At 78.1% G+C, this 1542-nt stretch carries 1 pseudogene; it reads left to right on the top strand.

Going from position 1 to position 1542, the window contains the following annotated elements:
- Positions 1–1391: pseudogene (locus tag C3486_RS36575) on the top strand (primosome assembly protein PriA); the annotation flags it as partial.
- Between the last annotated feature and the right edge of the window lie 151 nt (positions 1392–1542).

Raw genomic sequence — 1542 nt, 5'->3', positions numbered from 1 at the left:
ACGCCGCGCTGACCGAGCTGGTCGGGCGCGGCTCGCACGCCGTGCTGGTGGCGGACTCGGGCCCCGAGGAGCGGTACCGCCGCTGGCTGGCGATACGCCGGGGCGCGGTGCGCGCGGTCGTGGGGACGCGCGCGGCGATGTACGCACCGGTGAAGGACCTCGGGCTCGTCGCGATCTGGGACGACGGGCACACCGCCCACAGCGACGACCACGCGCCGCATCCGCACGCACGGGACGTGCTGCTGCTGCGCGCGGTGCATGAGAAGGCGGCGTGCCTGATCGGCGACCTGGGGCGCACGGTCGAGGCCGCGCAGCTGGTGGAGAACGGCTGGGCGCGGTCCCTGGAGGCCGGGCGCGACCAGGTGCGCGCGGCGGCGCCGCTGGTCCGCACGATCGGCGACGCGGAGACCGCGCGCGACGAGGCGGCGCGCGCGGCCCGGCTGCCCTCGCTCGCCTGGCAGACGGCGCGCGCGGGGCTGGCCAGCGGCCCGGTGCTGGTCCAGGTGCCGCGGCGGGGATACGTACCGCGGCTGGCCTGCGCCCGGTGCCGCGAGCCCGCGCGCTGCCGGCACTGCGCCGGGCCGCTGGAGGCGAGGGACCAGGACACCGCGCTGAGCTGCGGCTGGTGCGGGCAGGAAGCGCCGGACTGGCACTGCGCCGAGTGCGGGAACGCGCGGCTGCGCGCGCAGGTCGTGGGCGCGCGGCGGACGGCGGAGGAGCTGGGGCGGGCGTTCCCGGGTGTGCCGGTGCGGACGTCCGGGCGGGACCATGTGCTGGACACCGTGCCGGACCGGCCGGCGATCATCGTCTCCACGCCCGGTGCGGAGCCGGTCGCGGCGGGCGGTTACGCGGCCGCGCTGCTGCTGGACGGCTGGGCCCTGCTGAACCGGCCCGATCTGCGGGCCGGCGAGGAGGCGCTGCGGCGCTGGCTGGGTGCGGGGGCGCTGGTGCGGGGCGCTGACGCCGGGGGCGTCGTCGTGGTGACCGGGGAGCCCACGCTGCGGCCCGTGCAGGCGCTGGTGCGGTGGGATCCCGTGGGGCATGCGGTACGGGAGCTGGCCGACCGGGCCGAGCTGGGGTTTCCGCCGGTGTCGCGGATGGCGTCGGTGAGTGGACGGCCGGAGGACGTGGCCGAGCTGGTGAGGGCTGCGGATCTGCCGATGTCGGCCGAGGTGCTGGGGCCCGTGCCTGTGCCGGCGCCCGCCGCGGGGCGCCCGCGGCGGGCCGGGGATCCGCCGGTGGGCGAGGTCTGGGAGCGGGTGCTCGTCCGCGTGCCGCCGGGGGAGGGGGCGGCGATGGCCTCTGCGCTCAAGGCCGCGTGGGCTGCGCGGATGGTGCGGCGGGAGGGGGCCGCTGTGCGGGTTCGGGTGGATCCGCTGGATCTTGGGTGACGCCGGGCCCGCCGGGTGGCGCAGGGTGCCGCAGCGGTGCCGTTTCGTCGGGGTGCGCCCCGGTGACGTTTGTCCTCAAACGCCGGACGGGCTTGGGTGGTACTGGGTGCGGTGGCGGGCCTCCGCGGGTGGGGGTTCGGACTGCTTCGCT

Source organism: Streptomyces sp. Ru73, from assembly GCF_002920575.1.
Classification (GTDB): domain Bacteria; phylum Actinomycetota; class Actinomycetes; order Streptomycetales; family Streptomycetaceae; genus Streptomyces.
Note: the sequence above shows the minus strand (reverse complement) of the source record. Positions and strands in the feature narration are given on the sequence as shown.